Annotated in this window: 1 pseudogene; it reads right to left on the bottom strand. The window is 27.9% G+C overall.

Annotation, left to right across the window (positions count from 1 at the left end):
* Nucleotides 1-78: 78 nt before the first annotated feature.
* Nucleotides 79-312: pseudogene (locus LQ694_RS15480) on the bottom strand (IS110 family transposase); the annotation flags it as partial.

Here is a 312-nt window from a genome sequence, read left to right on the forward strand (position 1 = left end):
TAAAAAAGTCATTACTTAATAATACCGTCCAATTTTATTTTTTTGGATAAGGTGTTAAACTATATGTGATTATACGATTCAATGTGGGGACATTTCGTAATCGTATAGTTTATGATTCATTATTAAATAATGAAAAGTTTTTAATAGTCGATTAATACATGCGACAACGGCAGTCTTATGAGATTTCTCATTTGGCTGCTTTCTTAATTTATAGTAATAATCGACAATATGATTATTATAACGATGTTGTCCACGGATAATATTCATTATTACCAAATATAATAAGCGTCTTGCCTTTTTATTACCGCGTTT

Origin of the sequence: Mammaliicoccus sp. P-M58 (assembly GCF_022386165.1) — a bacterium.
Classification (GTDB): Bacteria; Bacillota; Bacilli; order Staphylococcales; family Staphylococcaceae; genus Mammaliicoccus; species Mammaliicoccus sciuri.